Origin of the sequence: Prevotella pallens ATCC 700821, from assembly GCF_000220255.1 — a bacterium.
GTDB classification, from domain to species: Bacteria; Bacteroidota; Bacteroidia; order Bacteroidales; family Bacteroidaceae; genus Prevotella; species Prevotella pallens.
Map to the genome: position 1 here is coordinate 1,341,799 of NZ_GL982513.1, position 6,344 is coordinate 1,348,142.

General features: G+C 44.0%; 11 protein-coding genes and 1 pseudogene. 6 read left to right on the forward strand and 6 right to left on the reverse strand.

Annotated elements, in window-relative coordinates:
- Nucleotides 1-396 precede the first annotated feature (396 nt).
- Complete coding sequence (locus HMPREF9144_RS05155; protein ID WP_006044839.1) at nucleotides 397-873, forward strand: phage virion morphogenesis family protein; 477 nt, start codon at nucleotides 397-399, stop codon at nucleotides 871-873.
- Nucleotides 866-1,297: a hypothetical protein gene (locus tag HMPREF9144_RS05160; protein ID WP_006044840.1), complete on the forward strand. Its 432-nt coding sequence runs from the start codon at nucleotides 866-868 to the stop codon at nucleotides 1,295-1,297. The genes HMPREF9144_RS05155 and HMPREF9144_RS05160 overlap by 8 nt, the downstream gene beginning before the upstream one ends.
- On the opposite strand, the gene HMPREF9144_RS05165 is transcribed toward HMPREF9144_RS05160, so the two are convergent.
- The 6 genes from HMPREF9144_RS05165 to HMPREF9144_RS05190 form a co-directional block, all read right to left on the reverse strand.
- Complete coding sequence (locus HMPREF9144_RS05165) at nucleotides 1,294-1,644, reverse strand: hypothetical protein (RefSeq protein WP_006044841.1); 351 nt, start codon at nucleotides 1,642-1,644, stop codon at nucleotides 1,294-1,296. The genes HMPREF9144_RS05160 and HMPREF9144_RS05165 overlap by 4 nt on opposite strands.
- A 119-nt stretch (nucleotides 1,645-1,763) precedes the next feature.
- Nucleotides 1,764-2,216, reverse strand: coding sequence for an HU family DNA-binding protein (locus HMPREF9144_RS05170; protein ID WP_006044842.1), 453 nt, complete (start codon nucleotides 2,214-2,216; stop codon nucleotides 1,764-1,766).
- Between the two features lie 275 nt (nucleotides 2,217-2,491).
- Nucleotides 2,492-2,827 carry a hypothetical protein gene (locus tag HMPREF9144_RS05175; protein WP_006044843.1) on the reverse strand — a complete coding sequence of 112 codons (336 nt, stop codon included), beginning with the start codon at nucleotides 2,825-2,827 and terminating at the stop codon, nucleotides 2,492-2,494.
- A 12-nt stretch (nucleotides 2,828-2,839) separates the two neighbouring features.
- The gene (locus HMPREF9144_RS05180; RefSeq protein WP_006044844.1) at nucleotides 2,840-3,496 is read right to left on the reverse strand and encodes a DUF3164 family protein; all 657 of its coding nucleotides are present in this window, start codon (nucleotides 3,494-3,496) and stop codon (nucleotides 2,840-2,842) included.
- Complete coding sequence (locus HMPREF9144_RS05185) at nucleotides 3,477-3,890, reverse strand: hypothetical protein (protein ID WP_006044845.1); 414 nt, start codon at nucleotides 3,888-3,890, stop codon at nucleotides 3,477-3,479. Before HMPREF9144_RS05185 ends, HMPREF9144_RS05180 begins: the two co-directional genes overlap by 20 nt.
- Before the next feature lie 8 nt (nucleotides 3,891-3,898).
- Complete coding sequence (locus HMPREF9144_RS05190; RefSeq protein WP_006044846.1) at nucleotides 3,899-4,372, reverse strand: hypothetical protein; 474 nt, start codon at nucleotides 4,370-4,372, stop codon at nucleotides 3,899-3,901.
- A gap of 249 nt (nucleotides 4,373-4,621) precedes the next feature.
- On the opposite strand from HMPREF9144_RS05190, the gene HMPREF9144_RS05200 reads away from it, so the two are divergent.
- The 4 genes and pseudogenes from HMPREF9144_RS05200 to HMPREF9144_RS05220 all read left to right on the forward strand — a co-directional run.
- Complete coding sequence (locus tag HMPREF9144_RS05200) at nucleotides 4,622-4,816, forward strand: hypothetical protein (protein ID WP_006044848.1); 195 nt, start codon at nucleotides 4,622-4,624, stop codon at nucleotides 4,814-4,816.
- A gap of 528 nt (nucleotides 4,817-5,344) precedes the next feature.
- Complete coding sequence (locus HMPREF9144_RS05210) at nucleotides 5,345-5,572, forward strand: hypothetical protein (RefSeq protein ID WP_006044850.1); 228 nt, start codon at nucleotides 5,345-5,347, stop codon at nucleotides 5,570-5,572.
- A complete protein-coding gene (locus HMPREF9144_RS05215; RefSeq protein WP_006044851.1) occupies nucleotides 5,556-5,945 on the forward strand; it encodes a hypothetical protein in 390 nt (129 codons plus the stop codon). The genes HMPREF9144_RS05210 and HMPREF9144_RS05215 overlap by 17 nt, the downstream gene beginning before the upstream one ends.
- A 98-nt stretch (nucleotides 5,946-6,043) precedes the next feature.
- Nucleotides 6,044-6,344: pseudogene (locus HMPREF9144_RS05220) on the forward strand (ISL3 family transposase); the annotation flags it as partial.

A 6,344-nucleotide genomic window follows, 5' to 3' on the forward strand; every position in this document is an offset into this window, starting at 1 on the left:
GGCAGACGTTCTCGACGCGTAGCGAGAGGTTGTCTGCATCTCTCGGAGAGGGACACTCTTTTATTGCACTTCGTTTTGGAACTTGCATATACGTTAGCGATAAAAGAAAGGGCTTGCTGATATACAGGAAGGAATAAAAGGCAGAGGTATGCAGTCCTTACGTCCGCCGTCCTAATTCTTGGTTCTACCACTCGTGGCAAATCCGCGTCATACGGTTGGATAGTGGTGTCTGCATACCCCTTTGCGTTTGGATGCTCCAACTGTCAATCTGATTATGCGTATCCGCCACACCGCCACGCCGAGGTTCGGTCTTGGATTATGGTCGTTACATCCCACTTGCAAAGTTATACCATTATTTCGACAAAACAATGATAATCAATTAAAAATCTCACAATTATGAACATAAAAGAACTTGAAGACTACCTCCGAACGATGCCTGACAAGGTAATGGGCGATGCTGCCGAGATTGTTGCCGAAACTGCGACGGAGTATTTTAAGGAGACTTTTCGCAAAAAGGCTTTCGATGGCAACCCGTGGGCGCCTGCCAGGACGGCAAAAAGGCGTGGGTCGTTGCTCATCGATTCGGGGGCTATGATGAACAGCATTCGCCCGCTAGTTGTATCGCCGCAGCGTGTGGTTATTGCTGCGGGCAACCAGAAGGTAACGTATGCTAAGGCACACAACGAGGGTTTCGATGGCGAGGTGCAAGTGCCGGCACACACCCGCCGCACGAAAAAGGGTAGCACCAACGTAAAGGCGCATAGCCGAATGGTGCATATTACACAGCGCCAGTTTATGGGCGACAGCGAAGAGCTGAACGACAGAATTAAAGGAAGAATAGTAGATTATATTAAAAATTTGAGCAATGAATAAAGTTTTTTTTCTTGCCGTTACTAACCATATTGCGGCAAATGTTTCACAAATTAAATGGGTAGATGCCGATGAGGGTCAGCTTAACGTTGCGTGCCGTCCGCCTGTGGCGTTTCCGGCTTGCTTGGTAGATATTAGCTATCCGCAGTGCGAAAGTCTGTCGGGTGGTGTGCAGCGCATTCGTGCAAGGGTTGAGCTTCGGGTGGTGTTTGCTATTCAGGGCAGTACTAATGCTGCTGCACCTACTGCTGTGCGCGAGCGGTCGTTGGCTCGGTTCGATGTGTTGGAAGCCCTGCACAAGGCGTTGCAGTGGTGGAATGGCGGCGGACTGTTCAACCCCTTAAAACGCATCAGCTCCACGCCGGAGCGCAGAGCCGATGACTTGAAAGTGTATAGGGTGGTTTATGAGACGGAGTTCTTTGATTAGTGCCACTCAAAGCCGGGGAACTGCTTTGCCAGCTTCTGTGTTGTTGGGCGTTGCTCCAGCAGCGAGTGTAGCAGTTCGTCCTGGTCTACCAATGCGTTCTGTATGGTGCGCTCGCCAACAAAAAATTCGTAGTCGGAAAGTATCTTCATTACGTCGTCGAAGCGGCGTCGTTTTATTTCGGTCCAGTAGTAGTAGCGGGCTACGATGGTGCGGTTGCGCTTTGCCAGTCTGTCCTGCGGCGTGGTAATGGTGGTATCACCGCTGGGCAGTGTGAAAGCTCGACGGCGTATTTTTGTTTCGCGTTGTGCTACTTTGCCTAAATCAAAATTTAGCATTAGTTGTTTCATACAATGTGGGTGGGCTTTGTATAGCACAAAGTTACAAAAAAAGTTGCTGAATATCAACTATTCAGCAACTTTCTTTATTGTGTGTATCATGGTGTTTTACGTTCACTATGCTTTTTTACTTATGGGTGAGGTTGAGTGCCGCCTCCAGCGGGTTTGTTGCCGGCGGGTTTCTTTGCTTTTGGTTCTACTCGTTCGTAGGTTACGCCTTCGAGTGTGAAGTATCGGGTAGATGGACGTAGTTTCACCATTGGCTTCTTTATGTCGCGTGTGGCGTTGAAGTCTTCTATGTGGTCTACGGCTTTCGACTTGAACGATGGCGACAGTGTGCCAATATCGCCAAAGTCTACGCTTTCTCCGCTCTCTACGTGGCGTTTTGCCATTTCGGCTGCCAGGCGCAACACGGCTTCCACTTCGGCTCCTGTAAAGGTGGTGGCTCTGGCTACTTCTTCGCAGAATTTGCGGTGGGTTACTCGTTGTCGGTCGGTTGGGCGTGCTATGTACACTTTTTGCCCTTTCTTTGGTCCTACACTTAGTTTTTGCTCTCTAATTGTGAAATTCAAACATTTTGTCATAATTCTGTTGTTTTATTTTTGTTTTTGCCCCGTTGTTTTCCCTTTGCCTTGGGGCTTTTGTTTGTGACTTTAGGGTGGTTGTTTTTTTATGTCTGTTGCCCGTGCGTTTTTATATCTATAGATCTACGCTTGTATATCTATAGATCTACGCTCGTACATCTATAGATCTACGTTTGTGCATCTATAGATCTACGTTTGTGCATCTATAGATGGCTTGTGGCGTGGTGGTGGTCGTGCCTTGTGGTGGGCTTTTTTGTTGGCTGTTTGTTTCATTGTTATTTACTTTGATTGAAAAGGCTTAGTTCGTCGCCTTTCTGATATACTATCTCCACCCACGACTTATCGGGATCATCGATGTCGCGCAGGGTGTCTGCATCTAATGGACCGAAGAAAAAGCCCTTGTCGCCTTCCATGTACTTTACGGGTGCTTTTATCAATTTAGCCCGTATGTGTATGTGGGAGCGACGGGGCACTTCGGGTTTGCCGGTAAGCCATTCGGGCTTGCCGCAGGTGCAATTCCTGTAGACACCTTCCACTTGATAAATGCGCCCTTTGTAGCATTCTTCGTGCCCAACCCAGTGATACGTGAATTTATCGCCTACTTGTATCATATTTCATACCCGTTAGCTTTCTGTCATTCCCAATGGTATTTGCTTCCACGCCCCATTGTTATTGCGCACTTCGGCACGAATGAATTGTTTGCTCACTGTAGGCTGATAGCTTTCTTCAATGATGCGAACGCCCTCCAAAAAGCGTTCGTTGCCGTTGTCCTCCGCTATCTTGCGCAGCTGAACGATGCGTGATGCCTTCAGCGTGCCCTGTGCGTTGCGTGCCAACAGGCGGAACACCATATTTACCAGTGCCTGCGTTTCGGTGTCTTTCGCCAGCGACGTTATGTACTCCTTTACGATGGCAATGCCGTCTTCCACAGTGTCGCGGTAGCCGTCGGTGGTATATTGCCCAATCGTCAGGCGCATATTACCGTCAGAAGTGGTAAAGGTGTGCGAGCGTTGGTCGGGATTCTTCGCCTTGAACAACTCTGCCTTTGTCGCTATGATGGCTTTAAAGTTGTCGATAACTTTTTGCTTTACCGTCTTAATATCGCACGATAGTTCCAGCAATATGGGTATGGCTGCTTCCACTTCGTCGTCCACCATCTGCTTGTAGGTTTCACGGTCTGCCTTGGCTTTTGCCGCCTTAGCTTTCTTTTCTTCCTCTGCCTTGAATTGTGCGAAGCGTGCTTGCTCATCGGCAGTCATTTCAACTTTTACTTTGTCCATTTTCTTTTTGTTTTTTGATTATTACTCTTATTTTCTTGTTTACCTGGTTAAGGTCTTCTATTGTTAGCTTTCTGAATGGCTTGCCGGCTATTCGGGGGTTCTTGCAGAAAGCGTCTACGGTTGCCCAGTCGGTAGTGTCCAGCCCGTATATTTGCAGCTGGTGCAGAACTCCGCTGCGTGCCTTGCGCAATGCTGTCTGCTTCAGGGCTGCTTTGTTGTCGTTGTTCACTACCCGCTCCATATCGCGGCACATAACGTCGTACTCCCATTTTGATGTCTCTCGGAGCGACTTTGTTCGCCCCTGTGTGTATTGCCATACAAGCGTGTCCTTGTCGGCGTGGGGCATCTGCTTCAGTAAGGCGTAGAAGCGTGCATAATTTCTTTCTTCTGCCATGTTATTGTTTATTTATTACTTTGCTTATTCCAATATTCTGCCGCACGCTCTTCCCAAATGGTATAATAGCCACGGTTGCCAAAATATCGCCCTTTGCTTATTGCCCTGTAGCCCTCCACCCATATTTTTAGCGATGCACTATACATTGAGCTTACTGCTGTGCGACCTAATGGTTTTAACCCTTCGGCTTGCGAAATGAATATTATCAATTTGTTATGGTGGCGTTTGCAAAAATCTTCGTATTGTCCTAACGATATATGCGCATACTGAAAGCTGTCCACCACCACAATATCGGGCGAACGCCGGCGGTTAAGCCTGTCGTCAAGCTCTGCAAAGTTTTCGTTCAGCAGCACAAAGCGTCTGCCCACATCAGCCATTCCAACACGCACCAGGGCATTTTGCATGGTCAGGCTGCTGCCTTCCTCCAAGCTGTCGTAGGCTACCTTGCCATAGCGGGTAAGCTCTTTGCAAAGCTGCAACACAAAAGATGTTTTGCCGTTGCCAAGGTTTTTTAGATTTGAAAAAATATCAGGTAAAGAAGTTTCAGTAGTTGATCACAAATTATTTGTTTTACCAGAGGATTTACAAGGAAAGGGGATTTCCAAGACTCTTATGTCTGAAATGGTTAGTCTGTATAAATCATGTGGTATAAATTGTGTCTATATTCACGCTAATATTGATGTGGGAGGTTATTGTTGGGCGAGGTATGGAGGCATAGCAGAAAAAAAGATATGAATATCATTATAGATAATGCTTTGAATTCCGGTAAAATAAGTATCAAGGAAGCAGCAGAAGCAAAATCTATTATTGACAAGTATGATGAATTTGTACCGATGCAGAATTTAGTAAATCTGTCATTTGGAAAAAATGCTAATAGGGACTTCATGGCAAGGATATTTAGATTTGTCAAACATAGAGCAATTTGAATATCTCCGTAATTATTTACATATCGATTAATTTTTGTATATTTGCAGGATGGAAAAATTGAAAGAAGAGTTAACAACAAAGACGCACTCTGAGTTCAATGTAAGTATGGAGACAGAGATCAGGCACAGAACTGGGTCTCTGTGGAGTGTTACTGGCTTTGATTGTGATAAAGCTACAATGAAAAAGTGGTGCATATCCTATGGGATAACGATTTCTCAAGCTATGAAATATAAAATGTATTGGCAGAAGTTGGCAGAACAGAACAAAGTAAGAAAAGAATAGTACAAAGTATATAAATTAGGTGTGATTTGTAAGAAATTAACAAATCAATAGTCCGTTAAATTTTTAGTGTTTTCGAAGCTTTCGTGCTCAATCCCTATTACGCGCAGCGAATTATTGACGTGTTCGAGAAGAACCCGAACACGCCATTAAATAAAGAAAGGATAAATGATATATTTAGTTTCGCTGCTGACGCAGCATAATATTTAACGGACTATTGTACCTTTACAATATAAAATTAAATCACTATGGATTTAGTAAATTTATGTAGTAAGCTCAAAAAGGGAACAGTTTACCTTAAAGATGACTACGAAGATATTGTGTTAAGAATGGGATTTATTGATAATTCCACACATTGTTTTATCAAACGTAGAGGTCGCAAGGAGGTAGAGGTCAATTCAAAAGAAAAAGATATTTTTGAGTCAAAGATGTATGGCAATGAAATCAGTAAAGAAGAATATGATAAATTTAAATGAACTTCGAGAAAAGGCTACACAGATAGCCATTAAAGTTCATAAGGGGCAAGTAGACAAAGGAGGGCACGACTATATCTATCATCCGTTAAGAGTTGAGGCGAAGTCTAATAGCTTCGAGGAAAAGATTGTCGCTTTACTGCATGATACTGTTGAGGACGGAGGTATTGCGGCTGAATATTTACTTATGCTTGGATTTCCGCAAAATATCGTTAATACGGTTCTTGCTGTTTCTCGCAGAGAAGAAGAAGATTATTTTGACTTCATTCAGCGATGTAAAGAAAACCCTATTGGGCGAGTTGTTAAGATTTGCGACCTCGAAGATAATATGGATATAACGAGATTAAATGAATTAACAGAGAAGGATATTAATTGATTAAAGAAGGTTCTTCAGTTAAATGGATAGATATATCTCATAAGTTATATAAAAAAAGCTGGTATTATGTATCTTTGTAGTGACCAAACTTCAAGAACATGAATACTAGCATAATGCAAAACGCCTTAGGCGTCTTCCAACAAGACTGTCAGAATCTGCGCTACGAAGATAATAACTTAGTTTTAGAAATCCAAACTCCAAAGGAAAAACTTTGTTGTCCTGTATGTGGAAGACACAATATCAATCGTAACAGCATCCATATTCGTCGCTTTGTAAGTGTTCCAATTGGTCTGAGCAAGACCTATCTGGACATGCGTGTACATCGTATTCAATGTCACAACTGCGGCTGTATTAAACAAGAAAACATCGACTTTGCGAAAGGAAAACGTCGGCACACTA